Raw genomic sequence first — 26,241 nt, forward strand, 5'->3', positions numbered from 1 at the left:
CTCGTGAAAGATTTCACAAACCCTCTCGCGAGTGATCTCACCCACCGAACATCCCCCACCCGAGGGAGCTCTCATCCCCTCATGGTGGATCCCGCGGCCAGTACCCACCACCCCCGACACACAACCGCTACGCGGTGGACAGGCGGTAGACGGAGACGTGGGAGGGGGAGTCGGCGGTGAATTCGGTGTTGGTCCAGTCGGCGTGGCGGGACTCGAGGGTGAAGCCGGCCAGTTGGGCCATCAGGTCCAGTTCGGCGGGCCAGATGTAGCGGTGCGGGGTTCGTCCCAGGCGTGCCTCGGTGCCTTCGCCGAAGTGGAAGTGGTGCGAGACGACGTGTTGCTTCAGTACGTCGTACGTGTCCAACAGGATGTAGCCGGGATCGGCGACGCCGACGGTGGCGGGGACGCCGGGTGGGAGGCGGCGCAGTTCGGGGACCCAGAGCTCGATCACGAAACGGCCGCCGGGGGAGAGGTGGCGGGCGGCGTTCCGGAAGCACTCGACCTGTTCCTCCTGCGTGAGCAGGTTCGAGATCGTGTTGAAGACCAAGTAGACGAGGGTGAACTCGCCAGGTGCACGAGCCGTCGCCATGTCGCCCGCGACGACCGGGATCGTCTCCGCGTCGGCCTTCTTCCGCAGCTGTTGGAGCATCGCGTCCGACAGTTCGATCCCGCTCACAGGTACGCCGTACTCCGACAGCGGTACGGCGACCCGCCCGGTGCCGATCGCGAACTCGAGCGCCCGCCCACCGTCGGCGAGCTCGGCCAGGCGCTCCACTGTCGGCCCGAGCACATCCGCCGCGAACATCCCGTCGCCGGGAGTGTCGTACCGCTCCGCGACGTCCGCGTTCCACAACCGATTCTGCTCCGCGGCCTTCGACCACTGCAGCACATCCTCGCCCTTGTCCTCGCCGGTCTTCGTGAAACCGAGGCGCTCGTACAGGCGGCGCGCGTCCGGATTGTCCCGCTCGACGTTCAGCTTCAGCGGTACGCCGGACCTCGCGGCCTCGGACTGCAACGCCGTGAGGATCGCCGTACCGACGCCGCGGTTCTGGACGTCGGGGTGGAGCTGGATGCCGTTCACCTCGACGAATTCCGGCGTACGGCTGACCCGCAGGCGACCGGCGCGACGCCCGTCGACCTCGACGACGTACAGCTCGGTGGTGGGATCCTCGATCGACTCCCGGCTCCACTCGGCGAACCGGGCCCGCCAAGCAGCCTCGTCGAAGTCGGCCGGCAGACGCCCCTGCGCGCCGGTAGCGGCCAGCGTCACGTCGGCCAGAAAGGTGATGTCCGCGTCGGTAGCCAGTCGGATTCGGTGCATGCGATGCAACTTACGCAGACGAATATCCGACCAGCCACCGGTTATTCAGCTGGTGTGCCGGCTCGACAGGTAGAGCACCACCGAGACACCGTACGCAGGACCACAATCACGCTCAGGTGCACTACCCAGCCACCCGACACCTCCTGTCCAAAAGCACCCCTCAACTATTCGCCGACCAGGCCGTCGGTGGACTCGCGGAGGAGGTCGAGGTGGCCGAGGTGGCGGGCGGTTTCCTCGATCAGGTGCGCGAGCGCGTAGCGCAGGGTGAACGTCATCCCTTCCGAGTGCGCCCGCTCGTCGAGCGAGGCAGCCGCGGTGATCGCGCGGGAACGCGCGCATTCGGCGCGGTACGCCGCCAGCACACCGTCGATCGTGTCTCCAGGCTCGATGGGGAAGCAGCCGTGCGGATCCTCCTCCGTCCAGGGCCATTCAACGTCCTGTCCGGCGAAGTCGATCGCGAACCAGAAGCGCTCCACCCCGGTCAGGTGCTTGACGATTCCGCCCGGAGTGAGCGCGGACGGGTGGACCGGGTGGGCGAACGCCTGCTCGTCGGTCAGGCCGGTGGCTTTGAGTTCGACGGTTGCGCGGAGGAAGTCGAGCAAGCCGGTCAGCGTGCCGCGTTCGTCGGTGTCCTCGGCAGGCCGGATGCGGGCGATCTCGGGCATGCGACCCACGGTACGGATGAACAGACCTTGTGAGAACTGTTGATCCGGTGGGGGTCATGCGCATCAATGGAGAGGTGGAGAACTATCGGACTCCGGTCCTGACGGCGTCGGTGCTGGTCCCTCCGGTGGTGTGTTTGCTGCTGACGCCGTTCCGGGAGCACTTCGACAACGCGAACGCGGCGTTGCTGCTCGTTGTCGTGATCGTGGCGGTCGCCGTGTTCGGGATCCGGCTCGCCGGGGTGATCGCGGCGGTGTCGAGCGCGGTGTGGTTCGACTTCTTCCTGACCGTGCCGTACGACAGCTTCACCATCGACAGCAGCAACGACGTGGAGCAGGCCGTACTGCTGCTGGTGATCGGGATCGCGGTCACGCAGATCGCGATCTGGGGCCGTGAGCAACAAGCGAAAGCGTCCCGGCGGGGTGGCTACCTGGACGGCGTGATCACGGTCTCGCAGGCGGTCGCGACCGGTGGGTCCACCGACGATCTGATCGAGCAGGTGCGCGCCGAACTGACCGCCGTACTGGGCATCGACGGCGCCAAGTTCGTTGCCGGCAGCAAGCAGACCCAGGCGCCGCGGTTGAACCCGGACGGCTCCGTGACGCGCGGACCGCACGTCCTGAAGGTCGAACGCGACGGCCTGCCGACGAACGCCGAGATCGAGCTCACCGTCCAGCACGCCGGCGAGACCCGCGGCCATTTCCTCCTCACCGCCGCCAGCCGGATCGCCCGCCCCGACCTCGAACAACGCCTGGTAGCCGTAGCCCTCGCCGACCAGGTAGGCGCCGCCCTCACCACCCAGGACCCCGTCCGCCCGCACGTCTGAGCCTTGTATTGCAGGCGAATACATCGGGGAGCGATGGATATTCGCCTCTTTTGGTGCGGAATGGTCGATGGATTCTCAGATGTTGTTAAGGGTGGGACCGTAGTATCTCGATACGGCCCCGGATGTGGGTCATCAGGAGGAAGAGATGCAGAGCAGTAACCCGGTGCTGAACCGGTCGAGTGCGTTCGCGCCTGGCCACGGCCAGGCCTATCCGGGGGCCGCTCCGTACGGTCAGCAGAGCCCATACGGCTACGGCGGATCGGGTATGCCGCCGCAGCAGCAGTACCCAGGGGCTCCGGCCTCGAGCCGCCCCATGACGTTGGACGACGTGATCGTCAAGACCGCGGTGACGCTCGGCGTGGTCGTGCTGGCCGCCGCGCTGGCGTGGTGGCGGATCCCCGTCGAGTTCGTCAAGCCGGCGTTCCTGGCCGGCGCACTGGTCGGGTTCGCGCTTGCCATGGTGCTGTCGTTCTCCCGCAAGGTGAGCCCGGCGCTGGTGATGCTGTACGCCGCGGCCGAGGGTGTGTTCCTCGGGATCGGCAGCAAGTTCATCGCCGCCTGGGTCGGTGACTCCGGCATCATCGTGCAGGCCGTGCTGGCCACGATGGTGACGGCCGGCCTGACGCTGGCGACGTACAAGTACTTCGCGATCAAGGTGACGCCGAAGTTCACCAAGATGGTGATCATCGGTACGGCGGGCTTTGCCGGCGTGCTGCTGATCAACCTGGTGCTGAGCCTGTTCGGGATCAGCACCGGCATCAGCGGTATGGGCCCGATGGGCCTGCTGTTCGCCGCGCTCGGCGCCGGCCTCGCGGTGTTCAACCTGATCCTCGACTTCGACATGGTCGAGCAGGGCGTCCGCCAAGGCGCCCCGCAGAACGAGGCCTGGCGGGCCGCGTTCGGCCTGACCGTCACCCTGGTCTGGCTGTACTGGAACATCCTGCGGATCCTCGCCATCCTGCGCGGCGGCGACTGACAGCGGGTACCGAACAACGGAAGGGCCGGTCCAGGTGGGCCGGCCCTTCCGGCTTTCCGGACGCTGGTCGTCCGGTTCCCGCTCTACGGTGGTCCCATGACCACTGCTTGGTACGACGCTCCCTCGCACGCCGCAGGCGCCGCACTCGTGGCCCGGCTGGCTGAGTTTCCGGGCGGGACGCCCGATGTCGACCTGCGGGCCCGTGGGGTGCGGGTGCCGACGGCGGAGGGGATCGCCGGTGTGGCCCGAGAGCTCGGGTTAGTGGCGAATCCTGCTGGTGCGCAGTCCCTCGGCGTGGTGATTGAGGCGGCCGAACCGGCCGCGGTGCGGACGTTCTGGCAGACCGCACTGGGCTACGAACGACCGGACGGTCTCGACGATCCGCTCCGGCGGGATCCGAAATTCGCCGTACGACGCCTCGAAGAACCTCGGCCGCTCCGCAACCGGATCCACGTCGACGTGGTCCGGCCGTCGGCGGCGGTGGACGAGGCGCGCGCGGTGACGGGGCGTGAACCGTCCGGGGCGTACGGCGTGATGCTGCCCGACGACGAGGGGAACGAGGTCGATCTGGTGCCGGGGGATCCGCTGCCGGGGACGACCGATTGGCTGGCGTTGTTTGCCGCGATGACGTTCTACCCGACCTCGTCACCGGCGCAGCTGGTGACGAAGGTGGCCGAGTTGGCAGACGCCGCGGGCATTCCGCTGATGATCGACGTACGAGCGGAAGGTGTCGTGCTCGACAGCGGCAAGGACCAGTGGGAGGACGGCGACAGCGCGGATCCGAACTTCGTCGCGCTGGCCACGCAGGTCGAGGCCGCGGCGAAGGATCTCGGGTTGCGCGCGGACCCCGCGCGGTTGCGGTTCGTGCAGTTCGGGATCGACGCGGTCGACGTACCGGCGGTCCGGGCGTTCTGGTTGACGCTGCTGGGCTACGCCGAGGACGCCCGGCCGCACCTCACGGACATCTACGACCCGCGGCGCTTGAACCCGGTGCTGTTCTTCCAGGAGCTGGAGGAGCCCCGGCGGCAGCGGAACCGGATCCACTTCGAGCTCGACGTACCGGAGGACGCTGTGGCGGAACGGGTCGAGACAGCGTTGCAAGCGGGTGGGCGGCTGCTGGACGAGAAGCCTTACCTGGTTGCCGATCCAGAGGGCAACGAGGTGGTCATCGGAGCGCGAAAGACCTGCCCCTCCACCTGAAAGGGCAGGTCTTCGAGTTGTCTCCTTTGCGGCTCAGCCCATTCGCCGATGCGCCTTGACGAGATCGAACTCATGGACGATGGCGGTAGCGTGCCCGTGCGCGAGTGCGTACTCGCCGGCCAGCCATCTCACTCTGTCGTCGAAGCGCAGGAACGACGGTCCGTCGTTCATCAGCTGGAACCACTCGGTCATTGCGCGTCCGGTGCATCTGGGCACGGCCTCCACCAAACGCTGATGCGTCTCCTCGGAGTGGTTCAAGCCCATCTTCGCCTCCCGTTATCGGGGTACCGCGTAGTTATCGACTGTGCACCACGTGGCCGCCCGGAGGCAAGACTCCCGACATGAAAGTCGCCGCTCAGCGGACGCACAAGCCAGCAACTATTGGCACACCGGCACGGCGTCGGGACTGCCCTCGGTCGGTTCGTCCACCCGATCGACCTCGGCCTTCGGGTGCCGGCGGCGGTGGCGCAACGCGGCCCACCGGCCGCTGGGACCACGCGAACGCCCGGCGACCTCAGTGGCCGCGACCTCGGTGCCGGCCTGGCGAGCAGCCTGTACGGCGGCTTCCGCGATCGGCAGGATCGCCTCGCCGCGGAACTGCTCCGGGTGCACGAACGACTCGGTCCCGACGCCCATCGCGGCAGCCACCGACGGCAGCAGGGCGGCCGACGCGGCGGTGTATCCGGTGGCCGACGGGTGGAAGTTGTCCCGGCCCCACATCGAGGGGTTGGAGGCGAACACCTCGCCGAGCAACGAGCCCAACGACACGGAGCGGCCGCCTGCTTCGACGACTGCAATGGTCTGAGCGGCGGCCAGCCGGTGGCTCCAGGACCGGGCGACCTGTCGCAGCGGCGGCATGATCGTCCGGACCACTCCGAGGTCGGGGCAGGTGCCCACCACCACCTCACAGTTCGCGGCGCGCAACCGGCGTACGGCGGCCGACAGCAACCGGACCGAGGTCGACGGCGGCATCTTCGCCTTCACGTCGTTGACGCCGATCAGGATGACGGCGATGTGCGGACCGGCCTGTAACGCGGCGTCGACCTGCGCGGCCAGATCCGTCGACTTCGCCCCGGTCTTCGACACGTCGACCAGCCGCACCGGCCGTTCCGCCAGCTCGGCCAGGCCGGAGGCGAGCAGCACCCCGGGAGTCTCGTCCGGCGTCTCGGTGCCGTATCCGGCGGCACTGGAGTCGCCGATCATGGCGAAGGTGATCGGATGTCCTGGATACCGGCCGTACAGGCCGTTGCCCGGAGTGGGGTAGTACCTCGTCGGTCCGATCACGCGCTTGGCGTACTCGGCCTCCGCGGTCAGTACGCCGTACAACGTGGCACCGATGAGTCCGAGTCCCCCGCCCCCGTAGGCTGCGGCCTGGGCCAGTTTCTTGGCTGCCCGGGCTCTACTCATGAGTTAAGCATTACACGGCGTTACGACGACGCAAGTGAAAATAGGGGAAAGACACGAGCATCACTACAGTAAAGATGTGCGCTACGCAGACTCTCTCCTGGACCTCGTCGGCAACACCCCGCTGGTGAGGCTGTCCAAGACCACTGACGGTGCCAAGCCCCTCGTGCTCGCCAAGGTCGAGTACTTCAACCCGGGCGGCTCGGTGAAGGACCGGATCGCGGTCCGGATGATCGAAGCCGCGGAGGCCTCCGGCGAGCTCAAGCCCGGCGGCACGATCGTCGAGCCGACGTCCGGCAACACCGGTGTCGGGCTCGCGATGGTCGCCCAGCAGAAGGGCTACAAGTGCGTCTTCGTCTGCCCGGACAAGGTCAGCGAGGACAAGCGCAACGTGCTCAAGGCGTACGGCGCCGACGTCGTGGTCTGCCCGACTGCGGTCGCCCCCGAGCACCCGGACTCGTACTACAACGTCTCCGACCGCCTGGTCCGCGAGATCGAGGGCGCCTGGAAGCCGAACCAGTACGCGAACCAGAACAACCCGCGCTCGCACTACGAGACCACCGGCCCGGAGCTCTGGGAGCAGACCGAGGGCAAGATCACGCACTTCGTCGCGGGCGTCGGCACCGGCGGCACGATCAGCGGCACCGGGAAGTACCTGAAGGAGGTCTCCGGCGGCCGGGTGCAGATCATCGGCGCCGACCCGGAGGGCTCGGTGTACTCCGGCGGCACCGGCCGGCCGTACCTGGTCGAGGGTGTCGGCGAGGACTTCTGGCCGGAGACGTACGACCGCGACATCTGTGACCGCGTCATCGAGGTGTCGGACGCGGACTCGTTCGCGCTCACCCGGCGGCTCGCGCGCGAGGAGGCGATGCTGGTCGGCGGCTCGGCCGGGATGGCAGCCGCGGCGGCCATCAAGCTGGCGAAGGAGCTCGACGACCCCGACGCTGTCATCGTGGTGCTGCTGCCGGACGGCGGCCGCGGCTACCTGACGAAGGTGTTCAACGACGACTGGCTCGCGCAGTACGGCTTTCTGGCGAACAGCCGGCAGGGCACCACGCTCGGTGACGTGCTGGCCGGCAAGGACGGCAGCCTGCCGCCGCTGGTGCACACCCACCCGCACGAGACGATCGCCGAGGCGGTCGCGATCCTGCGTGAATACGGCGTCTCGCAGATGCCCGTCGTCCGTGCGGAGCCGCCGGTGATGGCGGCCGAGGTGGCCGGCGCGGTGTCGGAGCGGACGTTGATGGACGCCCTGTACTCCGGCAAGGCCCGGCTGGCCGACATGGTCGAGCAGCACATGGACGCGGCGCTCCCGTCGCTGGGCGCCGGCGAACCGGTCACGAAGGCGGTCGAGCTGCTCGAGGGTAGGGACGCCCTGATGGTGCTGGACGACGGCAAGCCGGTGGGCGTGCTGACCCGGCAGGACCTACTGGTCCATCTGTCCGCCGACTGACCTTATCGGTCCACAACTGATGGGATGATGGCGATCAGCGCCGTGATCACGATGCCGATCACGATGGCTGCCGCTCCGGCGATCTGAAGGATTTCCATGTATCAAGAGTCCTTCAGCACCGGCCGGTGGACATCGGCCTCCGGATCGGTCTTTCCTTCATCCCAAGGTCGTACGCCGGACTGCCCGGACTCCTACTGAAGGAGTCCGGGTTCTCCCTTAGTGGACTACGGCGAAGTCCGACGGATCGAGCCGCCGGGTGCGGCGCCAGTACGACATCGTCCACTCCGGCCAGATCGTGGAGTTCCGCCCGGCCGCGTCCAGGTACCAGCTCGTGCAGCCGGACTGCCAGACCGTGGAGCCGAGCTCGCCCTGGACGGTGTCGACGAACCGCTCCTGGACCTCCTCGCGGACCTCGACGTACGACGCGTTGCGCCGTCGCAGCAGGTGCAGGGCCTGCATGACGTACCGGACCTGGGCCTCGATCATGAAGACCATCGAGGAGTGGCCGAGGAGCGTGTTCGGGCCGACCAGCAGGAACAGGTTCGGGTACCCGGCGACCGTGATGCCGAGGTGCGCGCCGATGCCGTTGCGCTTCCAGTGGTCGGCGAGGCCGACGCCGTCCTTGCCGAGGATCGGCATCCGGGTCAGGTTCGCCGAGACGTCGAACCCGGTGCCGAGCACGATCGTGTCGCAGGCCCGTTCGGTGCCGTCGGCGGTGACCACGCCGGTCGGGGTGACCCGCGTGATCGGGGTGGTGACGAGGTCGACGTTCGGCCGGGCGAGCGCGGGATAGTAGTCGTTCGAGATCAGGATCCGCTTGCAGCCGATCTGGTAGTCCGGGGTCAGTTTCGCCCGCAGCTCGGGATCGGTGACCTGCTTGCGCAGGTGCCGTTTCGCCTGTAGTTCAAGGCCTTTCATCAACTTCGGGCTCCCCGCGAAGCCGGCGCCGCGACCCTCGAGACCCCAGTAGATGGCGTTGCGGATCGCCCGCTGGCCGGCCGGGAAGCGTTGGTGCAGCCTGCGTTCCCAGCCGCCGATCGCGCGGTCCGGCTTCGGCGTCACCCACGGTGGGGTCCGCTGGTACACGTCCAGCTGGGCGACCTGTGGAGCGATCTGCGGCACGAACTGGATCGCCGACGCACCGGTCCCGATCACCGCGACGTTGCGGCCGCGCAGGTCCACCGAGTGATCCCAGACGGCCGAGTGGAACGTCGTACCGGCGAACGAGTCGAGGCCTGGGAAGTCCGGGAGCTTGGGCCGGTGCAGGCTGCCGACGCCGGCCACCAGCGACTGGGTCTCGATCGTCTCGTCGCCGTTGACCGTGACGGTCCACTGGCCGGTCGCCTCGTCGAAGACGGCTTCGGTGACCTCGGCGCCGTACCGGATCTTGTCCGCGATGCCGTACTTGTCCGCGCAGTGCCGCAGGTACGCGAGGATCTCGTCCCAGGGCGCGAACATCCGCGTCCAGCGCGGGTTCTGCTCGAACGAGAACGAGTACAGGTACGACGGGATGTCGCAGGCGCAGCCGGGATAGGTGTTGTCCCGCCAGGTGCCGCCGAGGTCGTCCGCCTTCTCGAGGATGACGAAGTCCTCACACCCGGCCTGCTGCAGCTTGATACCCATGCACAGCCCGGCGAACCCGGACCCGATGATCACGACCTCAGCCATAGCGGGTCAGGTTACCGGCGAGTCACCCCGCGGCGGAAGATGTCCGCGGACCTGTGCCACTCACCAAACCCGGTCCGCGAGCAGCGGATGAGCGTGGAGCGGCGATGCCGGAGCGTGATTGGAGCGGTTGGTGAGTGTCTGGCGTCCGCCTAGACCTTGAGCCGGTACAGGGTCTCGCCGGCATTCGGTACGACGAAGGTCTCCGGGTCGGACTCGTACGCGGCCAGGTCGACCGTCGCGGGGTCGAGGTAGGCGAGGTTGGCCCGGCGTACGACGTCCTCGGGGATGCCGGTGGCGAGCGTGACCCGGACACGGAGGTGCTCGCCGTTCACCGGGTCCCAGGTGCCCGCGCCGCGCAGGTGCGTGGAGTGCGCGAGGACGCCCCAGTGCAGGTCGCGGAACTTGTCCCACTGGCCGATGAAGTAGTCGCGGCAGTGGTAGCCGATCTCCGCGATCTCGGGGTGCATCGCGGCCAGCTCGGTGACGTGCGGCGCGTAGAGGATCACCTCGCCGCCGTCCGCGACGATCGGCTCGACCTTGTAGAAGCCCTTGGCCGCGGTCCAGATGTCGGCGTACTTCGGTGGCATCACCGAGACGACCCGCCGGACGGGATGCTCCAGGTAGCGGACGTGGGTCTGCGCGGAGATCTCGGCAGCCGCGCGCCAGGACGAGATCGTGTCGCCGAACGCGACCGCGTGCAGCGCGTCCGTCCCGGACTGGGCGACCACCGACAGGGCGAGCTTCTCGGCCGGGATGAGTGCGGCGGCCTCGTCGATGAGAGCGCGGACCGGGGTGAGTCCCGGCGTACCGATGATGTTCGCGCTGGTGATCAGGGCGCCGAGCCAGTGCGAGAAGTCGATGACCTCCTGCCCCGCGACCCCTGGGAAGAAGTACTTGTTGCCGCCGGAGAAACCGACCACCTCGTGCGGGAACACCGGGCCCACGACCAGGGCCACGTCGTGCTCGACGACGGCGCGGTTGAGCCGGACCGGGACCTCGTCGCGGAGCATCTCGTCGGAGATCTCACCGACCCGGTCGGGACCGATCGTGCCGAGGTCGGCGAACGTGTCGGGCTTCCACCACTCGTGGTTGATCACGTTCGGGTAGTCGCCGCCCAGGTGCTCGCGGAGCTGATCCGGCGTCATCTCCGCATGAGTGCCCAGGGCAACCAGGATCGTGACCTGACTGTCCTTCAGGGCCTCGGTGACCGCCTTCAGGAGCAGGGGAAGTGGGCAGCTGCGGGTGGCGTCCGGGACGATCACACAGACGCTGCGGCCCTCCAGACCCGCGCCGGCCAGGACACCGCCGACGAACGCCGTCACCTCGTCCTCGGTCAGGACCTGACCCACACCACCGATCACCGCCGCATCAGTCACATCTCGCACCCTACCGACGTACGGCGAGTGAGCCCAGATCGTCTCGGGGCGTGATCGCGCGAAAGCCCTTGGTGGACAGCCGAATCGTGTGATGACGCGGTAACCGGCCGGCCGTTGACCCGGCGGGTGCCTCGGTGGACTATCGGTGGATCACCTGGGGGAGTGAGCAAGGGGGGAGATCCACCATGTCCGAACTCATCCAACAGTTGCGGCCACCGGGTTTCGGCGGACTGCTGCTGCGCGACACCGACGCGGCGTACGACGAGGCGCGCACGGTCTTCAACGGGATGATCGACAAGCGGCCCGCGATGATCGCCCAGTGCGAGTCGGTAGGCGATGTCCAGGCGGCGGTGCGGTACGGCGCCGATCAGGAGCTGGAGATCGCGGTCCGCGGCGGCGGTCACGGAGTGGCCGGGACGGCGGTCACCGACGGCGGGCTGGTCGTCGACCTGCGGCGGATGAACAGCGTTCAGATCGATCCGTTCGCCCGGATCGCGCGGGTCGGCGGGGGCGCGACCTGGGGTGACCTCGATCGGGCCTGCCAGAAGTACCTGCTGGCAACGACCGGTGGGCGGGCGTCCACGACCGGGGTCGCGGGCCTGACGCTCGGCGGCGGGTCCGGCTGGCTGGAACGCAAGTACGGGCTCGCTTGCGATGCGCTGATCTCGGTGGAGCTCGTCACAGCGGACGGACGGCTGCTGATCGCGGACGAGACGAAGAACACCGAGCTGTTCTGGGCGCTGCACGGCGGCGGCGGGAACTTCGGGGTCGCGACGTCGCTGACGTTCCATCTCCAGCAGTTGCCCTCGACAACGTTGGCGCTGCTGATGTGGCCGGCGTCGGAGGGTCCCACGGTACTGCGCGCATACCGGGACCTGATCGAGTCGGGCGCGCCCGAAGAGCTCGGTGGTGGCGTGATCTACCTGACCGGGCCGCCGGAGGAGTTCGTGCCCGCGCACCTGCAGGGGCAGTTGATCGTGGGTGCGGCGGCGGTGTACGCCGGCAGTGAAGCGGAGTTGCGTGACGTGTTCGCACCGCTCTTCGCGCTCGAACCGGAGGCCGAGTTGGCCGCCGAGATGCCGTACGCCGACATTCAATCGGCGCTCGACGATCCGCCGGGGTTCCGGAACTACTGGTCCGCGGAACATCTGGCGTCGTTGCCCGATCCCGCGGTCGAGGCGTTCGCCGGCCGCGCGGCGGACATGATCTCGCCGTCACCGTCGCAACAGGCGATCGTGCCGTGGGGTGGCGCCGTACAGCGGGGTGCGGAGAAGTGGCCGCAGCCGCATCGCCAGGCGGCGTGGGTCGTGCACCCGTTCGGGATGTGGTCCGATCCGGCCGACGATGCACGCGGCATCAGGTGGGCGCGGGACGTGTGTTCGGACCTGGACGAGTGGGCGACCGGGTACGTGTACCTGAACTTCATCGGCAACGAGGGACAGAACCGGGTGATCGCGGGCTTCGGTGAGGAGAACTACCGGCGGCTGTCACGGGTCAAGTGCCAGTACGACCCCGAGAACGTCTTCCACCTGAACCAGAACATCGAGCCCGGCTGGCCTTGTTGATCACACGTCCTCGCGCTGCGCGACCTCGGCGGGGCGTGTTGCGCGCGACCATTGGGTTGCGGCGATCGCGGCGTACGCGATGGCGCTGAGGGGGACTGCCCAGAAGCGGAAGAAGGGAAGTTGGCCTGAGACGGCGGTTGCGGCGAAGACGATGCCGAACGTCACGAGACCGGCGACCGTGCCGCGGCGGCGGGACTCGAGCGCACTGCTCGGGAGCGGACCCATGTGCCGGTCGAGCATCGTGCCGAACGCGCTCAGGCCGACGAGTGCGGTGAGGATGAACAGGATCGCGCCGGGGAGTCCGCCGAACACGATCGCGACCGCGTTCAGGAACGTGACGAACGCGAACGCGACACCCACGTCCAGGGCTCCGAACGTCAGGTGCGACCGCCTACGGCGCTTGACGTTGTCGCCGGTCCTGATAGGGCCGGGCTCGCCGGTGAGTCGTCGTACGGTGAGAATCAGGCCGGTCGCGATCAGGAACAGCAGCAGTACGCCGACGACGGACAGGACCACGGAGCGGGTGGTCGACATGTACTGGCGGACCTCGTCGCCGGACACGCAGCTCGCCGACGGCGGGAACCAGCTGGTGCGCGCGACCGCGTCCACCGCGCCGACCTTGCGTGCGCAGTCCTCACCCGGGGCGTACCAGCCGGGCATCGACAGAGTGACGACCGTCGTCCACACCAGCCCGCCGATCAATCCCAACCCCAGCAGGGATCCCGCCCGCCGCCTCACCCAGTCCACGGCTCTACCCTCTCACCCGTGGACTCCTACCTCGCCCAGCTCCGCCGCGACGTCGGCTCCCGCCTGCTGTTGCTGCCCGGGGCGCAGGTCCTCGCGATTGATGCGGACGATCGCATCCTGTTCCAGCGGAGTCGCGACTCCGGTCTGTGGGAGCTCCCGGCGGGCGGAGCGGAACCAGGCGACAGCTTCCGTCGTACGGCGGCCCGCGAGTTCTCCGAGGAGACCGGGCTGACTGTTGCGGAGGAGGACCTGGTCCCGTTCGCGAGCCTGTCGCGCGCCGACGTACACACGCTGACCTATCCGAACGGCGATGTCGTCCAGTGCTTCGCGCTCTGCTTCGAGGCGCGCAGCTGGACCGGCACGCTGCGACCTGGCGAGGACGAGGTCGTCGAGGCCGGATTCTTCGCGGCTCCGCCTGGACCGATGCATCCGCCGACCGAGGTCGTCCTGCGACTGTACGGCGCGTTCCGGGAGACCGGCTTGTTCCAGGCTCATTGACCTCCTGCTGCGGGGCCGGTAATGTGCCCCACCCCTAGCGACGAATTTCTGCAGGCGGGTGGGATTCCCATCCGGTTCTGTGGAGGTTGTCGTGACGAGGGATTTTCGGTGGTTGCTGGTCGGACAGACGACCAGTCAGTTCGGGGCGCAGGTCAGTGGCGTGGCGATTCCGCTGCTGGCGGTGCTGGGTCTGGGCGCCACGCCGTTCGAGCTCGGGATGGTGTCGGCGTCGAGCACGATCGGGTTCGCGCTGATCGGGTTGCCGGCCGGGGCCTGGGTGGATCGTTGCCGTCGGCGCCCGATCCTGGTGGCGAGCGATCTGGTCCGCGCCGGGCTGCTCGTCTCGATCTCGGTCGCCGCGGCGTTCGGCGTACTGTCGCTGCTCCAGTTGATGGTGGTGTCGTTGCTGGCCGGGTTCGCACGGGTGTTCTTCGATGTGGGCTACCAGAGTTATCTGCCCGCGGTGGTCGGCAAGGACCGGCTGCTGGCCGGGAACGCTGCGCTGGAGACGATCCGTGCCTCGGGCCAGGTCGCGGGTCCGGGCGCCGGCGGGTGGCTGGTGTCCGCGATCGGCGCGGCGAACGTCGTACTGATCCAAGCCGTCTCGTTCGTCTTGTCGGCGGTGTCGCTGCTGGCGATCCGGTCGGAGGAGCACGTCGTACGGCGTGAGTCGCGCGGGCTGTGGCCTGAGATCCGGGAGGGGCTGGCGTACGTCGCGCGGCACCGTACGATCCGGGCGATCGCGGTCACGAGCGCGGTGAACAACTTCGCGTTCGCGGTCGCCTCGGCGGTGAACCTGGTCTTCCTGGTCCGCACGTTGCGGTTGACCTCGACGTGGGTCGGGATCGTACTGGCGGTCGGGTCGGTGGCGGCGATGCTCGGGGCCGCGGCGACGCCACGGCTGGCGCGGTGGTTCGGTCCGGAGCGGATCATCTGGGTGTCGCTCGTCTTCGCCGGCGTACTGGGCCTGCTGACTCCGTTCGCCCAGCCCGGCGGGTTGACGGTCCTGGCGGTGATCGGGCTCGCGGCCGGCGAGTTCGGTCAGCTCATCTACGCGATCACCAGCGTGACGCTTCGGCAGCGCGTCGTACCGCAGGAACTGCTCGGCCGCGTCAACGCGACGATGCGCTTCCTGCTGATGGGCTTGTTCCCGGTGGGCGCACTGCTCGGCGGAGTCCTCGGTACGGCGTTCGGCGCCCGGACGACCCTCCTGATCGCCGGCGGGCTGATCGCAATCTCCTGGCTCCCGGTCTACGCGGCGATTTCCCGGGCCTGCGGGAACACGAACCCTGGCGGAGCGGCGCTCAGCGAGGTTCCCTCGGAGGAAGGGAGGGAATCATGAGCGAACGAACAGACTTCCTACGGTGGGTCGAGACCGAGCTCCGGGATGCCGAGCTGGCAATCCACAACGGTGATGCCGATCCGCGACGAGCCATCTGGTCGACGCGTGATCCGGTCACCGTCTTCGGAGCCTGGCTGACCGCTACGACGGCCGCCGACGCGGAGATCGTCTTCCGACGGCTCGAGGAGAACTTCTCCGACTGCACGTCGTACAAGTTCGAGCTGGTCTCGGCCGACGTCGACCACGACCTGGCCTACACGATCGGCTACGAGCACACGTCCACGACCTGGCAGGCCGAATCGACCTCCTACACGTTGCGTGTCACGCAGCTCTACCGACGCGAAAACGGCACCTGGAAGGTCTTCCACCGCCACGCCGACCGGATGGATTAGGTCCTGCCATCGCCTATCGGGGCAGGTGGTTCACCTGGTCGCGGAGGTAGTCGGTGGCGGAGCGGGGCGTGATGCCGCGGCTGCGGAGCGGTTCGTCGGTCCAGGTGGCGTCCGGCCCGGACTGGAGGAGGCCGCCGCCGAAGACCGATGCGAGCGCGTCGTTGCGCCGGCTCAGCAGCCGGACCGCGAGGCGGGCGACCGGTGCCGGCATCCGCTGTACTTTCATCCGGCGACGGGTGAGGTCCTCGGCGACGGCGACCGCCTCCTTCCGGCTGAGCGCCTCCGGGCCGCCGAACTCGATCACGGCGGGCGGATCGGGCTCCACCGCGACCGCGGCGATCAGGGCCGCGGCGTCGTCCGTGCTCACCCAGCGCACCTTCGCGTCGCCGGACCCGATCAGCGCAACTTTGCCGTTGGCAACATCGAAGCGGCCCAACGGGGCAAGGTGAACCTCCTGGAACGCGTCCGGCCGGACGATCACACTGCGCATCGCCGATCGCCGCAGCCTGTCCTCGATCGCCCGCTTGGCGTGCTCCAGCGGTGTCCCGACCGTCGAGCTGATCCCGGCGTACGAGACGTAGACGAACCGCCGTACGCCGGCCTCCTCGGCGGCGTCGACGAGCGCGGCCGTCCCGAGTTCGTCGATCTCGTGGATCGAGGGACCACGTGCGCCGCTGAGCAGCCGCGTGATCGCTGTCGCGGTCGAGACAACCGTGTCCACGTCCTGACACGCCGCGCGGAGGCTCGCTGCGTCCGCCAGATCCCCCCGCGCGACCTCCGCACCAGCCTTCTCGAGCCCGGTCGCGTCACTCTCCGGCCGGACCAGGCACCGTACCCCGAGCCCTCGCTCCAGCAGCAGCCGGACAACCCGCCCACCCAACTCCCCGGTTCCACCAACGACCAGAATCATCGGAGCCACCCCCGTCTCCGACGGTCCTCCTTGCCGCCGTTTCGCGCAAGAAGCGGCGAAAATGCGAGGCGGGCTCAGGCTGCGGATGGCATATTGCCCGGATGCGCGGAACGGATGTCGTGACCGGAGCGGACCTCGTCGACGGCCTGCGGAAACTCGGGCTGGACCGGACGTCCGAGGTGATCGTGCACTCGTCGCTCAGTTCCTTCGGGTACGTCGACGGCGGCGCGGAGGCGGTGTGCTCGGCGTTGACCGAGGTCTGCGGGACCGTGCTGATGCCCGCCGGCACCTGGGATCTCACCGGGATCCCGGCACCGCCCGGACTGGTCCGGCCGCACAACGCCTACTGGAACGCGGAAGGCTGGCCGGACTTCGACAAACGGGTGTCGGAGGCAACCAGTTTCCGCCCCGAGCTGCCGATCGATCGCTGGCTCGGAACGATTCCGGAAACTTTCCGCCTGACCTGCTCGCCGTTCCGCACCGAGCATCCGCTGTTTTCCTACCAGGCCGCCGGTCCCGCGGCCGAACGCCTCCTGGAGGCCCAGCGCCCCGACTGGCCGCTCGGCCCGCTCGAGGCCCTCGACGGCGACGTCCTGCTGCTCGGCGTCACCCACACCTCGAACACCACGATCCACCTCGCCGAGCAGTACCTCGGCCGCTCGCGCTTCTACCGCTACGCGAAGTCCGCCGACGGCCTGTGGGTCGAGCTCCCCAACATTCCCGGCGAAAGCCACCAGTTCGACCTGATCGAACCGGTACTGCGCTCTGCGACCAAGGAAATCCAGATCGGAAACGCCCGCATCCGCAGGATCCCCAAGCAGGCGGTGCTAGCAGCGACCCGTCAGCTCGTCGAAGCCGACCCGGCCGCCCTCCTCTGCACCGACGACCCCACCTGCCGATGCGCCGCAGCCCTGCAGCAGCGGTTGGCTTCCCTCGCAGGCAAGGCCTAGATCACGTCGATCAGAACCTTGCCGACCACGGCGTCCTCAACGGCGGCATGAGCGTCCGCGGCCTGGTCGAGTGGGTAGTGGTGCAGTGGGAGACCGGCGTCGGGACCGATGCGGACGGCACCGGCCTCGACCGCGGCCGAGACATCGGCCAGCCCGCGCGGGCGCCAGGACTCCGGAGCCGTGTAGAGCAGGACGAACTGCCAGCGGGCGTTGGGCACCATCGAGGCGCGCACCGGAAGCTCCATCGTCGCGCCCCCGTCGGTCGCGTAGACCGCCACCGAACCGTGCGGCGCGATCACGGCGGCGTCGATGGCCGCGTTCGCCGCCGGCGACACCTCGACGATCGTGTGCACGCCGTGCGGTGCGATCGCGCGTACCTCCCCGACCACGTCCTGCTGCTTGTAGTCGATGACGTGATCGGCGCCGGCCAGGGCCGCCAGGTTGGCCTTCTCCGGACTGCTCACGGTGGTGATCACGGTCGCGTCGGACCACCGGGCCAACTGGATCGCCGCGTTGCCGACCGCTCCGGCGCCGCCGGCCACCAGCACGGTGCGGCCGGCGAGCTTGCCTGGGCCGAGGCGATCAGGGCCGTCCTCGGTCACTGTCAGGCATCGATGAGCGGTCAGGAACGGTACGCCGAGCGCGGCGCCGAGGTCGTACGACGCGTCGTCGGGCAGCGGCACCGCATGACGCACCGGGACCACGGCGTACTCCTGCGCCGTACCTCCCGCAGGCCGCTGGTAGGCGGCTTCCCAGAGCCAGACCCGGCGGCCGGTGAGGGCCGCGTCGACGCCCTGGCCGACGGCGTCCACGACACCGGAACCGTCCTGGTTCGGCACCTGCGCCGGGTGTACCGGCGTACCGGCCTCACTGCCGCGGCGCGACTTCCAGTCGGTCGGATTGACGCCCGACCGGTGGATCCGCACCCGCACCTCTCCGGGACCTACCTCGGTCATCGGCCTGTCCACGAGGGTCAGGACATCGGGCTCACCGGTCACGGAGTACTGGATGGCACGCACGCGATCGACGCTACCTCAGTTGCTTGGTGAACATCAGCGTCGCGGAGTCGTCGTTGCGGATCGTCTCCATCGGCGGCACCTGGCGACCGTCATAGATCAGGCCGCGCCCGTCCGGGAGGTAGCCGCGGCGGACGTACATCCGCTGCGCCTGACCGTAGTCCGGGTACAGCCCGACTCCGATCCCCACGACCGGGGACCGTTCCGCGACCAGCGCCTCGGCCGCGTCCATCAACGCGCCGCCGATCCCGCGCCGACGGAGCTTCGGCAGCACATTGAAGTCCTGGATCTCCGGGATGCCCTCGAACGGCTCGTACGGCGACTCCCAGCGCACCGTGACGTACCCGGCGTACTCGCCGTCGACCGTCGCCACGAGCACGCTCCGCACGCCGGCCCGTTGCTCGGCAAGGTAGTTCTCGTACTGCGACACCGGCTTGTTCCAGCCGAGCGCAGCCATCGCTGCGGAGATGATTTCAGGGTCGCCGTCGCGCAACGGCCGAATCGCCAGGTCCACCACGAGGTCAGCCTGGCTGGAGCGCCCGCGGGGGCGCAAACGTTTTACCGGCGAGGGCGCCGCCACGCGGACGACGCCCCCACCTCGGGTCACCTCGGGTCACCTCGGGTCACGGGGTCGGGTCCGCGTAACTGCCTCCGAGGATGTCGGTGTTGCCGAAGGTCGCCGGGCAGGCGGCCAGGACGTTCGGCGGTGCGCCGGGAGCCGCGGTGTAGAGCGACGCCCGGTAGCTGTTGATCGCCGGGCAGACGCCCGCGTTGCCGGCGTCGTTCCAGACCGCGACGGCGCGGTCGTTGGTCGCGGCGGCGTACACGTAGTCGCCGAGGAACTCCGAGGTCAGCGCGTTCGCACTGCTGCCCCGTGGGTCACCGCCCAGAGTCCGTTCGAGCGTGGTCCAGCCAGACGGTACGCCGCCTGCCACGTTCGCGTGCCGGACCTCGCCGACCAGGCCGCGTGTTTCCCGGCCCGCCTGGACGTAACCGACCTAGCACCTGCGCCCGCACAACACCTCGCAACAGGTCATGACGGCTTGCGTACCGTCGTACGCAAGCCGTCACGGAGCTCACCTGGTAGCGCGGATCGCCTTCTCGATCACCGACGTGATCGGATCGGGAGCGGTGATCAGGCCGAGGTGGCCGGTCGGGATGCGGGTGATCGTGGAGTGGGCCCGGGTGGCCATGAACTCCTGGGCGGTCGGGGTGATGATCAGGTCCTTCGTGCCGAGTACGTACCAGGACGGGATCGTCGCCCAGGCAGGTGGTCCGGACGGGTTGAGGCCCGCGCCCAGGGCGAGCGGGCGCTGCGCCGGGTAGAGCCGCTCGGCCTGCGAGCGTGGCATGCCGGACGCGAACGACGTCACGAAGGTGTCGTGCTTCAGGTAGAGATCGACGTCATCGGCCGGCGCTCCGGGATACGGAACGAAGTCGAAAACGGTTTCCGGCGGGACGGCGAGAGCGGAGCCCGCACCCGCCAACTGGAGGACGGCTTCGCCTTCCGCAGGTGCGAACGCGTCGACGTACACGAGCGCCTTGACGTTCGGGTTGCCGGTGGCGGCGTTGGTGATCACCGCGCCGCCGTACGAATGCCCAACCAGGACGATCGGTCCGGACAGGGTGGAGAGGAAGTTGCGGATGGTCGCGGCGTCGGTGGGGAGGCTGCGCAACGGGTTCGGTGGTACGCGGACCTGATACCCGTCGTCGAGCAGCCGGTTGGTGACCTTCGCCCAGCCGGATCCGTCGGCCCACGCGCCGTGAACCAGCACGACGGTGGGCCTCGGGCCGCTCGAGTACGACGCGGCAGCGGGTGTCACGGCCGCGAGCAGGACGGCGAGGACGGCCCCCAGTACCGCCAGAAAACGTGTTCTGTAGTGCTGCATCGGTGGTGCCTTTCGTCAGGCGGCTGTCGCCGGGAGGGCGCGCTGATGCGTGACGAAGCCAGGGATGTGGGCTACGACTGGAAGAACTCGAGGAGGTCGGCGTTGACCACGTCGGCGTGCGTCGTGGGCAGGCCGTGCGGAAGGTCCTTGTAGGTCTTCAGGACCCCGTTCTTGAGCAGCGCGGCCGCCTTCGGGCCGGAGTCGGCGTACGGGACGATCTGGTCGTCCTCGCTGTGTACGACCAGGACCGGGATCGTGATCGACCGCAGGTCCTCGGTGAAGTCGGTCTGGGAGAACGCGACGATGCCGTCGTAGTGCGCCTTCGCGCCGCCCATCATGCCCTGCCGCCACCAGTTCGCGATCATTGCCTCGACCGGCTCCACGCCGGGCCGGTTGAAACCGTAGAACGGTCCCTCCGGGAGCGCCCGGTAGAAAGCCGAACGGTTCGCGGCGAGCTGGTTCTGCAGGTCGTCGAAGACCTCCTTGGGCAAGCCCTCGGGATTCGCGTCGGTCTTCACCATGAGCGGCGGGACCGCGCAGAGCAGCGCGGCCTTGGCGGCCCGGTCCTCACCGTGCCGGGCCAGGTAGTGCACCACTTCGCCACCGCCGGTCGAGTGGCCGACATGGATGCAGTCGCGCAGGTCGAGGTGGTCGACGACTGCCTTCAGGTCGTCTGCGTAGTGGTCCATGTCGTGTCCGTCACCGGTCTGCGTCGACCGGCCGTGTCCACGGCGGTCGTGCGCGACGACGCGGTACCCCTTCGACAAGAAGTACAGCAGCTGGTTGTCCCAGTCGTCGGCCGACAGCGGCCATCCGTGGCTGAAGACGATCGGCTGGCCCGTCCCCCAGTCCTTGTAGAAGATCTCCGTACCGTCGTTGGTCGTGATCGTTCCCACGTGAACCCCCTAGGTCCGCAACGGGGTCCGGCCTTGGCGCCGCCCCCCGCGTCACGCTAGCCGCCCGCGTCTGCCGTGAGAAGCCGTATCTCAGCCAACTACTGCAGAACTACGCACGAACCACGCGCTGACCACGGCCCTCCGGTACATCTGTCGATAGAGGTCAGTATCTGACCGCTACAGCTTCTAGAGTTCCTGGCATGACGACAAACGAGCAGAGCTTGACCGGTGAGCGGGCCGACATCCTGGACCTCCTGGGAAAGCACCGGTTCTTCCTGCGGTACACAGCCCAGGGCCTGACCGACGAGCAGGCGAGCGCCAGCCCCACCGTCAGCGAACTGACGGTCGGCGGCCTGATCAAGCACGTGTCGGCAGTCGAGCGGCACTGGGCCGAGTTCGCCCAGGGCAAGGGGGCCACCGAGCCGATCACCGAGTTCACCCCGGAGATGATCGCGGCGCGGCGGGACGAGTTCCGTATCACCGAGGGGGAGACGCTGGCCGGCGTACTCGCGGAGTACGAGAAGGTCGCCGCCGCCACCGACGAGCTCGTCCGCACTCTCGACCTGGACACCGCCTACGAGCTCCCGGCCGCGCCCTGGCAGCCGCCGGGTGTGTTCTGGTCCGTCCGCCGGGTCTTCCTGCACATCGCGGCCGAGACCGCCCAGCACGCCGGTCACGCCGACATCATCCGGGAAGCGATCGACGGCCAGAAAACCATGGGCTGAACCAATTACCTGAGCGCCAGGACTCCTCCCCCAGGGGGTCCTGGCGTTTCTTGTGCCCAGGAAACGAAACCTTTCGGGGTATTGGCGCATCAAGGCAGGTAAGGGGAATTACACCTCGGTGAGCTGACCGCCCCCGCGGATCTCGCGGGCCGCCCGAGGCACGGCGTACCGCCGGTGCGCCAGGCTGGTCAGAAGACCGTCGCCGGTGTCCGGAGACGGTGGGGGAGAGGTACAACTTCATGCGATTCAGGGGAACGGCAGGTACTGCCGTGGGAATCGTTGTTCTGGTTCTGGGGGCTGGAACGGCTGCAGGAGAAACTCGTACATCGGGGGAGGAACCGGGCATCTTGATCGTCCCGGGGCCGGAGGATCCGAGCGAGTCCCAATTCGTGCCGGGCGCGAGCAACGTCGTACCGCCGACGGCCGCGCCGGCGACGGACGTCGGTACGGCCACGAACAAGAGCCAGTCGCTCGTGGCGCCGTTCTACGCGTGTCCGGGGTTCAGCGGGATCGAGAAGACGAACCCGTTGGCGAACCTGTACGCCGACACGTTCCAGTGGGGACCCTACGCGGCGTACAAGGTCGGCAGCGGTGCCGGCAACATCAACTGGGCGTCGAATCCGTACAAGAACGCGAGTTGGTACATGTGGTTCCATTCGCTCCGTTGGCTCGGGCAGGGGATCATTGCCGCGGGCAAGGGTGATCTGACCGCGATGACGCGGGTGAACACGATCGCGTACGACTGGTACCGCGACAACCCGTACTCGTGGAAGGGCAACGTCGGCGCGTGGGAGTCCACCATGCACCGGACCAACGTGCTGAACTGCCTGCGTCAGGCGATCCTGACCGGACTGCACGTGAGCACCGTGCCGGCCCGGTATGCGTGGGTGGACGCGGCGCTGCTGAGTCACGCGCGATTCCTGACGTACAACTGGAGTGGTGCCTGGAACCACGGCACCGACGAGAGCATCGCGCTGTTCGGAGTCGGCTGCGTTCTCGGCCGGACCGACTACAAGAACCTCGCACAGCAACGATTCGCGGCCGGTATCACGACCTCGATCGACGCCGAGGGTGGCACCAACGAACAGTCGACCGGGTACGCGTCCTTCAACTACTCGCTCTGGGGCCGCGCGATCGCCGTGATGCAGAACTGCGGCGTCAACCCCGGTACGACGATCGCCACCCGGCGCGCGTTGCTGGCGAAGTTCTTGACGCTGGCAACGAACTCGCTAGGCAAGCTCCACCAGCTCGGTGACACCGAGGTGCAGTCGACGTATCCGTGGACAGGCACGCCGTTGGAGTACGCCGGTTCGAAGGGTACGTCGGGCACGGCGCCGCTGTGGCGGGTCGGGGCCTACTCGGCCGGATACATCTTCGGTCGCACCGGGTGGGGAACTGATCCCGCCAGGGGCTTCACGGGCGAGTCGTCGTACAGCATCAGGTACGGTCCGGTGCGGGCGTTCCACGGGCATCTCGACCACACCAGCATCACGTACACGTCACGTGGCCGGGACATCATCGTCGACGGCGGGTACGCGGCGTACAACGCCGGCGCCTATCGCACGTGGTCCGTCAGTCCGAGCGCGCACAGTGTGATGACGACGCCGCTGTCGCCGTACCTGAATCCGGTGACCCGGCTGACCGCGTCGTCGGTGAAGTCGAACGCGGAGTCGTACGTGTTCGCCGACGCACCGGGCTCGGGGATCAGCCGGGTACGGCGGGTCCTGGTGCTGAAGGACCCGGATCTGCTCGTCACCTGGGACACTGCCTCGGCGACGACTGCGCAGGCGTTCCAGACCTTGTGGCACCTGCCGGCCGACCAGCGGGCGAGCGTGTACTCGCGGACCACCGCGGTCGCGATGGCGCCAGGGGACACGACGAAGACGATCCTGTTCCAGGTCCCGTTCAAACAGGCTCTGCCCGCCGGGGCGATCCTGGTCAAGCAGGCCCAGACCAACCCGATCCAGGGCTGGCAGTACCCGAGCAGCTTCGTCCGCAAGTCCGCCCCGACCCTGATGCTGGCCCGCTCCGGCAAGTCAGCCTCGATCCTGTCGTTCGTCGTCCCGGTCCGCGCCTCGGGAAGCGTGACCTACAAGACGTACTGGTCAGGCACAACCTTCATCGTGTCGCTCAAGGTCGGCGGCACAGCCACCGCCATAGCCATCTCCGCCGGCGGCTCCCTCTACCGAGCCGGCTGAACCAAAGGGGGCGCCTCCATCCTCCGGAGGCGCCCCTCGCTCAGCCCGCCAGAGCTCGCCAACGATGCGATCCACCACCACGTCGTTCCCCGCCGACGCCATCCCGACCACTGGGAACCTTGAAGTACTAGAGCACCCGCGGTGGAACGTCCCTCTCGCGGAGGGAACTCTGCTGTTATGCGTCTGCCGGGAACGGGCCGCCGAGGTGCGAGGCGTCTGTGGCTACTCGACCACGAAGCCGGTGATTGTGCCCACACCTGTCGGGCCGCTCGAGGTGCCGTTGTCCACCCCGTGGCCGGCGATTCCCGCGTAGTCACCGGTGCCGCCGAGGATTTGCACCGGGCCGGTGCTCGTGGAGCCGTCGTCGGTGAAGGTGATGAAGACGTGCTTGAGCATGTCGAGTGTGCCGCTGCCGTCGGCGCAGGTGTACGTGGTGTGGATAACCAAGTTGAACCCGCCCGACCGTGCACGCTCGGAGTGGGCGAACGCAACTACCGAGACGTCATCCTCGAACGTACCCGAGGGGCAGAGCGGGTCCGTCGCGGTGAACGTGAACACCGCAGCGTCGAAGTTGATTTGCTCGTTGATGGTGAACGGAACGGGCGCTGCGGCGTGCGCCGGTTCGGCGACCACGGACAGGCCCAGCAGACCCATTACTGCGGTGCTGACTTTGAGCATTCGGTACACAACGATCCCCCCTGCGATTGAGTTGTCCAGCCGCAGGGCCCCAGCCCGCTGAGGCTGCGAGCATCTCGAACGTACGCCGCTCGCGGACATCCCGCTAGATCCGAACCGCCGAGGCAGGTGTAGTTGATGTGGCTGCTGCCGGCGCCACCCGGCGCATCCCGAAAATGGCGAGCAGTGTGGCGGGGAAGGTGTCAGGATGCCGGGATGGTTGAGCGTGCGTTGAGCTTTGGGACGGTGGCAGAGGCCTACGAGCGGTTTCGGCCTGGGTATCCCGTGGAAGTTCTCGAGTTGGTGACGGCGTACGCCGGTGGTCCGATCCGGACCGCCCTCGAGATCGGCGCCGGGACAGGCAAGGCGACACGCCTGTTCGCGCAGGGCGGGATCGCGGTCACGGCGACAGAGCCCGACGCGGCCATGCTCGCGGAGTTGCGCAAACACCTGCCGGCAAACGTCTCAACTGTGCAGGCCGCATTCGAGGACCTGCCGCTGGATTCGTCGTACGAGCTGGTGTATTCGGCCGCCGCGCTCCATTGGACTAACCCAGAGGGCCGGTGGGCGCGCATGGCCGAACTCGTCCGACCGGGTGGGGTGTTCGCCTCGTTCGGTGTGCCGATCCAGCTCGCAGACCTGGCCCTCAGGGAGGCCGTGCGCGCAGCCCGTACGCCGTACCTCGACGACGACGGCGTACCGTCACCCGACGGCACTCCGGCGGATCGCCCGATGCAATGGCCCGGCACGGAGCTCGAGCAGTCCGAGTGGTTCACCGACGTACGGCAGGCGGTGATCGAACGGCGCCTGATGATGAGCGCCGACGACTACGTCGGACAGCTCTCGACGGTCTCGGCGTACGTCATGCTCCCGCCCGCCGACCGAGCCGAGGTCTTCCGTCGAACCCTCCAGGTCCTCCCCGAAACCGTGGAGATCGACGCCCAGATCACCGCCCACCTCGCCCGCCGCATCCCCTAGCCGGCCCGCGAGCAGCCCCACGCCAGCCGCAGTTGCAGTTGCTACGCTCGAGGTGGGTTCGTCGGAGCCAGGAGACGATGGTCGGTACGACGACAGGGGCTCTCGATGTTCGGGGGCAAACGAGTGGGGGTAGCGATGGCAGACGTGCGGTTCACCGGTATCCATCACCTCAAGCTGCCGGTCAGCGATCTGGCCCGCAGCCGCGAGTGGTACGAACGGGTGCTTGGCTACACCGTCGAGCTGGAGTTTCCCGACGACGATGGTGTCGTACGCGGCGTCGGCGGACGTCTGCCCGGTGCAGGCGTTCCGGTAGCTCTGCGGCAGAACGCGCAGGCTGCGGTCGGCAACGCTGGATTCGACCCGGTGAGCTTCGCGATTGCCGATCGTACGGCGGCCGAGGCGTGGATCGCGCACTTCGACGCGCTCGACGTACGACACTCCGGAATCAAGGCCGGCACCCGCGGCTGGGTGGTCGACGTCTACGACCCGGACGGGCTGACCGTTCGCCTGTACAGCACAGGGGACGACGCGGAGGATCGCACCAACCAGCCGGGCCACGCCCACACGGTGTAG

27 protein-coding genes are annotated in these 26,241 nt (G+C 68.3%); 13 read left to right on the forward strand and 14 right to left on the reverse strand.

The features are described from left to right. Positions 1-127: 127 nt before the first annotated feature. Together EV647_RS23990 and EV647_RS23995 are read right to left on the reverse strand one after the other, a co-directional pair. Positions 128-1,321: a GNAT family N-acetyltransferase gene (locus EV647_RS23990; RefSeq protein WP_134006511.1), complete on the reverse strand. Its 1,194-nt coding sequence runs from the start codon at positions 1,319-1,321 to the stop codon at positions 128-130. Between the two features lie 164 nt (positions 1,322-1,485). Further along, positions 1,486-1,986, reverse strand: coding sequence for a DinB family protein (locus tag EV647_RS23995; RefSeq protein ID WP_134006513.1), 501 nt, complete (start codon positions 1,984-1,986; stop codon positions 1,486-1,488). 56 nt (positions 1,987-2,042) lie between these two features. Here EV647_RS23995 and EV647_RS24000 point away from each other — a divergent pair, with 56 nt between their 5' ends. The 3 genes from EV647_RS24000 (at position 2,043) to EV647_RS24010 (ending at position 4,986) form a co-directional block, all read left to right on the forward strand. Continuing rightward, positions 2,043-2,810, forward strand: coding sequence for a DUF4118 domain-containing protein (locus EV647_RS24000; protein ID WP_238177362.1), 768 nt, complete (start codon positions 2,043-2,045; stop codon positions 2,808-2,810). Between the two features lie 145 nt (positions 2,811-2,955). Then, positions 2,956-3,786: a Bax inhibitor-1/YccA family protein gene (locus EV647_RS24005; protein ID WP_134006515.1), complete on the forward strand. Its 831-nt coding sequence runs from the start codon at positions 2,956-2,958 to the stop codon at positions 3,784-3,786. Positions 3,787-3,882: 96 nt separating this feature from the next. Continuing rightward, positions 3,883-4,986 carry a VOC family protein gene (locus EV647_RS24010; RefSeq protein ID WP_134006517.1) on the forward strand — a complete coding sequence of 368 codons (1,104 nt, stop codon included), beginning with the start codon at positions 3,883-3,885 and terminating at the stop codon, positions 4,984-4,986. 33 nt (positions 4,987-5,019) lie between these two features. Here the strand turns inward: EV647_RS24010 and EV647_RS24015 are convergent, their stop codons facing one another. Both EV647_RS24015 and EV647_RS24020 read right to left on the reverse strand, forming a co-directional pair. Continuing rightward, on the reverse strand, positions 5,020-5,250 hold the full coding sequence (locus EV647_RS24015) for a DUF4287 domain-containing protein (RefSeq protein WP_130384213.1): 231 nt from the start codon (positions 5,248-5,250) through the stop codon (positions 5,020-5,022). Between the two features lie 114 nt (positions 5,251-5,364). After that, positions 5,365-6,393, reverse strand: coding sequence for an SGNH/GDSL hydrolase family protein (locus EV647_RS24020; protein WP_134006519.1), 1,029 nt, complete (start codon positions 6,391-6,393; stop codon positions 5,365-5,367). A gap of 76 nt (positions 6,394-6,469) precedes the next feature. Between EV647_RS24020 and EV647_RS24025 the strand changes: the two genes are divergently transcribed. Continuing rightward, positions 6,470-7,843, forward strand: coding sequence for a cystathionine beta-synthase (locus tag EV647_RS24025; RefSeq protein ID WP_134006521.1), 1,374 nt, complete (start codon positions 6,470-6,472; stop codon positions 7,841-7,843). Between the two features lie 216 nt (positions 7,844-8,059). Here EV647_RS24025 and EV647_RS24030 read toward each other — a convergent pair whose 3' ends face one another. Together EV647_RS24030 and EV647_RS24035 are read right to left on the reverse strand one after the other, a co-directional pair. After that, a complete protein-coding gene (locus EV647_RS24030; RefSeq protein ID WP_134006523.1) occupies positions 8,060-9,511 on the reverse strand; it encodes an NAD(P)/FAD-dependent oxidoreductase in 1,452 nt (483 codons plus the stop codon). Positions 9,512-9,660: 149 nt separating this feature from the next. Next, positions 9,661-10,887: a lactate racemase domain-containing protein gene (locus EV647_RS24035; protein ID WP_134006525.1), complete on the reverse strand. Its 1,227-nt coding sequence runs from the start codon at positions 10,885-10,887 to the stop codon at positions 9,661-9,663. Between the two features lie 185 nt (positions 10,888-11,072). Here EV647_RS24035 and EV647_RS24040 point away from each other — a divergent pair, with 185 nt between their 5' ends. After that, the gene (locus EV647_RS24040; RefSeq protein WP_134006527.1) at positions 11,073-12,452 is read left to right on the forward strand and encodes an FAD-binding oxidoreductase; all 1,380 of its coding nucleotides are present in this window, start codon (positions 11,073-11,075) and stop codon (positions 12,450-12,452) included. Here the strand turns inward: EV647_RS24040 and EV647_RS24045 are convergent, their stop codons facing one another. Further along, a complete protein-coding gene (locus tag EV647_RS24045) occupies positions 12,453-13,199 on the reverse strand; it encodes a hypothetical protein (RefSeq protein ID WP_134006529.1) in 747 nt (248 codons plus the stop codon). An 18-nt stretch (positions 13,200-13,217) separates the two neighbouring features. Between EV647_RS24045 and EV647_RS24050 the strand changes: the two genes are divergently transcribed. The 3 genes from EV647_RS24050 (at position 13,218) to EV647_RS24060 (ending at position 15,431) form a co-directional block, all read left to right on the forward strand. Next, positions 13,218-13,697 carry an NUDIX domain-containing protein gene (locus EV647_RS24050; RefSeq protein ID WP_134006531.1) on the forward strand — a complete coding sequence of 160 codons (480 nt, stop codon included), beginning with the start codon at positions 13,218-13,220 and terminating at the stop codon, positions 13,695-13,697. Between the two features lie 91 nt (positions 13,698-13,788). After that, entirely contained in the window at positions 13,789-15,039 is a 1,251-nt protein-coding gene (locus tag EV647_RS24055) for an MFS transporter (protein WP_238177363.1), read from the forward strand. Next, positions 15,036-15,431 carry a nuclear transport factor 2 family protein gene (locus EV647_RS24060; RefSeq protein WP_134006535.1) on the forward strand — a complete coding sequence of 132 codons (396 nt, stop codon included), beginning with the start codon at positions 15,036-15,038 and terminating at the stop codon, positions 15,429-15,431. Before EV647_RS24055 ends, EV647_RS24060 begins: the two co-directional genes overlap by 4 nt. A 13-nt stretch (positions 15,432-15,444) precedes the next feature. On the opposite strand, the gene EV647_RS24065 is transcribed toward EV647_RS24060, so the two are convergent. Beyond that, on the reverse strand, positions 15,445-16,341 hold the full coding sequence (locus EV647_RS24065) for an SDR family oxidoreductase (RefSeq protein ID WP_134006537.1): 897 nt from the start codon (positions 16,339-16,341) through the stop codon (positions 15,445-15,447). A 101-nt stretch (positions 16,342-16,442) separates the two neighbouring features. On the opposite strand from EV647_RS24065, the gene EV647_RS24070 reads away from it, so the two are divergent. After that, the gene (locus EV647_RS24070) at positions 16,443-17,291 is read left to right on the forward strand and encodes an AAC(3) family N-acetyltransferase (RefSeq protein ID WP_134006539.1); all 849 of its coding nucleotides are present in this window, start codon (positions 16,443-16,445) and stop codon (positions 17,289-17,291) included. Here the strand turns inward: EV647_RS24070 and EV647_RS24075 are convergent. The 5 genes from EV647_RS24075 to EV647_RS24095 all read right to left on the reverse strand — a co-directional run bounded on the left by EV647_RS24075 (position 17,288) and on the right by EV647_RS24095 (position 21,092). Further along, entirely contained in the window at positions 17,288-18,310 is a 1,023-nt protein-coding gene (locus EV647_RS24075) for an NADPH:quinone reductase (protein ID WP_134006542.1), read from the reverse strand. The two genes, EV647_RS24070 and EV647_RS24075, sit on opposite strands and share 4 nt — an antisense overlap. Before the next feature lie 10 nt (positions 18,311-18,320). Next, on the reverse strand, positions 18,321-18,824 hold the full coding sequence (locus EV647_RS24080; RefSeq protein ID WP_202871165.1) for a GNAT family N-acetyltransferase: 504 nt from the start codon (positions 18,822-18,824) through the stop codon (positions 18,321-18,323). A gap of 106 nt (positions 18,825-18,930) precedes the next feature. Further along, on the reverse strand, positions 18,931-19,242 hold the full coding sequence (locus tag EV647_RS24085; protein WP_134006544.1) for a hypothetical protein: 312 nt from the start codon (positions 19,240-19,242) through the stop codon (positions 18,931-18,933). A 141-nt stretch (positions 19,243-19,383) separates the two neighbouring features. After that, on the reverse strand, positions 19,384-20,196 hold the full coding sequence (locus EV647_RS24090) for an alpha/beta fold hydrolase (RefSeq protein WP_134006546.1): 813 nt from the start codon (positions 20,194-20,196) through the stop codon (positions 19,384-19,386). Positions 20,197-20,267: 71 nt separating this feature from the next. Next, a complete protein-coding gene (locus EV647_RS24095; RefSeq protein WP_134006548.1) occupies positions 20,268-21,092 on the reverse strand; it encodes an alpha/beta fold hydrolase in 825 nt (274 codons plus the stop codon). A gap of 200 nt (positions 21,093-21,292) precedes the next feature. Between EV647_RS24095 and EV647_RS24100 the strand changes: the two genes are divergently transcribed. Further along, positions 21,293-21,817 (forward strand): DinB family protein, encoded by a 525-nt coding sequence (locus EV647_RS24100; protein ID WP_134006549.1) that lies wholly within the window; start codon positions 21,293-21,295, stop codon positions 21,815-21,817. Positions 21,818-22,164: 347 nt separating this feature from the next. Continuing rightward, positions 22,165-24,015 carry a heparinase II/III family protein gene (locus EV647_RS24105; protein WP_238177364.1) on the forward strand — a complete coding sequence of 617 codons (1,851 nt, stop codon included), beginning with the start codon at positions 22,165-22,167 and terminating at the stop codon, positions 24,013-24,015. 222 nt (positions 24,016-24,237) lie between these two features. Here the strand turns inward: EV647_RS24105 and EV647_RS24110 are convergent, their stop codons facing one another. Beyond that, positions 24,238-24,693, reverse strand: coding sequence for a hypothetical protein (locus EV647_RS24110; protein ID WP_134006553.1), 456 nt, complete (start codon positions 24,691-24,693; stop codon positions 24,238-24,240). Positions 24,694-24,975: 282 nt separating this feature from the next. Here EV647_RS24110 and EV647_RS24115 point away from each other — a divergent pair, with 282 nt between their 5' ends. Continuing rightward, positions 24,976-25,668: a trans-aconitate 2-methyltransferase gene (locus tag EV647_RS24115; RefSeq protein ID WP_238177365.1), complete on the forward strand. Its 693-nt coding sequence runs from the start codon at positions 24,976-24,978 to the stop codon at positions 25,666-25,668. Between the two features lie 135 nt (positions 25,669-25,803). Beyond that, positions 25,804-26,241 (forward strand): VOC family protein, encoded by a 438-nt coding sequence (locus tag EV647_RS24120; protein ID WP_134006557.1) that lies wholly within the window; start codon positions 25,804-25,806, stop codon positions 26,239-26,241.

The sequence above is a fragment of the Kribbella sp. VKM Ac-2566 genome (genome assembly GCF_004366005.1).
Classification (GTDB): Bacteria; Actinomycetota; Actinomycetes; order Propionibacteriales; family Kribbellaceae; genus Kribbella; species Kribbella pratensis.

Excerpts from the sequence above, each read along its gene's own strand:
- EV647_RS24040 (WP_134006527.1), top strand. The coding sequence starts at position 11,073 with ATGTCCGAACTCATCCAACAGTTGCGGCCACCGGGTTTCGGCGGACTG.
- EV647_RS24070 (WP_134006539.1), top strand. The coding sequence starts at position 16,443 with ATGCGCGGAACGGATGTCGTGACCGGAGCGGACCTCGTCGACGGCCTG.
- EV647_RS24100 (WP_134006549.1), top strand. The coding sequence starts at position 21,293 with ATGACGACAAACGAGCAGAGCTTGACCGGTGAGCGGGCCGACATCCTG.
- EV647_RS24005 (WP_134006515.1), top strand. The coding sequence starts at position 2,956 with ATGCAGAGCAGTAACCCGGTGCTGAACCGGTCGAGTGCGTTCGCGCCT.
- EV647_RS23990 (WP_134006511.1), bottom strand. The coding sequence starts at position 1,321 with ATGCACCGAATCCGACTGGCTACCGACGCGGACATCACCTTTCTGGCC.
- EV647_RS24030 (WP_134006523.1), bottom strand. The coding sequence starts at position 9,511 with ATGGCTGAGGTCGTGATCATCGGGTCCGGGTTCGCCGGGCTGTGCATG.
- EV647_RS23995 (WP_134006513.1), bottom strand. The coding sequence starts at position 1,986 with ATGCCCGAGATCGCCCGCATCCGGCCTGCCGAGGACACCGACGAACGC.
- EV647_RS24090 (WP_134006546.1), bottom strand. The coding sequence starts at position 20,196 with ATGCAGCACTACAGAACACGTTTTCTGGCGGTACTGGGGGCCGTCCTC.
- EV647_RS24060 (WP_134006535.1), top strand. The coding sequence starts at position 15,036 with ATGAGCGAACGAACAGACTTCCTACGGTGGGTCGAGACCGAGCTCCGG.
- EV647_RS24110 (WP_134006553.1), bottom strand. The coding sequence starts at position 24,693 with ATGCTCAAAGTCAGCACCGCAGTAATGGGTCTGCTGGGCCTGTCCGTG.
- EV647_RS24120 (WP_134006557.1), top strand. The coding sequence starts at position 25,804 with ATGGCAGACGTGCGGTTCACCGGTATCCATCACCTCAAGCTGCCGGTC.
- EV647_RS24065 (WP_134006537.1), bottom strand. The coding sequence starts at position 16,341 with ATGATTCTGGTCGTTGGTGGAACCGGGGAGTTGGGTGGGCGGGTTGTC.
- EV647_RS24010 (WP_134006517.1), top strand. The coding sequence starts at position 3,883 with ATGACCACTGCTTGGTACGACGCTCCCTCGCACGCCGCAGGCGCCGCA.
- EV647_RS24020 (WP_134006519.1), bottom strand. The coding sequence starts at position 6,393 with ATGAGTAGAGCCCGGGCAGCCAAGAAACTGGCCCAGGCCGCAGCCTAC.
- EV647_RS24000 (WP_238177362.1), top strand. The coding sequence starts at position 2,043 with ATGCGCATCAATGGAGAGGTGGAGAACTATCGGACTCCGGTCCTGACG.
- EV647_RS24015 (WP_130384213.1), bottom strand. The coding sequence starts at position 5,250 with ATGGGCTTGAACCACTCCGAGGAGACGCATCAGCGTTTGGTGGAGGCC.